The sequence below is a fragment of the Stenotrophomonas sp. 01N47 genome (assembly GCF_056399165.1).
Genome location: NZ_JBFTQU010000122.1, coordinates 1 through 354, shown reverse-complemented (window position 1 = coordinate 354; position 354 = coordinate 1). Strand labels below are relative to the sequence as shown.

General features: G+C 70.6%; 1 protein-coding gene. It reads right to left on the bottom strand.

Features of this window, described 5'->3' with window-relative positions:
* Nucleotides 1–354, bottom strand: a 354-nt coding sequence (locus AC1DKR_RS21500; RefSeq protein WP_478035274.1) for a hypothetical protein, incomplete at both ends; no start/stop codon positions are given.

The following is a 354-nucleotide window of genomic DNA, read 5'->3' as shown; positions in this document are numbered from 1 at the left end:
GGGCTTCACCGTCTGCAGGCCGCGCAGATAGGCCCGATCCATCGGCGAGGCGTCGGTCCTGCCCTCCTCGGTGAAGAGGTTGAGCACGGTGTTGAACCCCTCGTAGTCGCGATCGGCGCGCGCCGAGGCGACGCCGGCCAGCGCCACGTAGTCGGCAAGGCCGCCCAGCTTGCGGCCGCCCATCCGGCGGCGATCGACCACCACGAACTGGTCCTGGATCACGCCCACCACCGAGGTGCGCACGCGCGAGCCGGCGCTGCTGGTGGTGAACATCAGCAGGTCGTTGCCCAGACCGTCGGCGCTGACCGCCCCGCGCATCACGTCGACCTCGGCGAAGTTGGTCCACACCCGCAC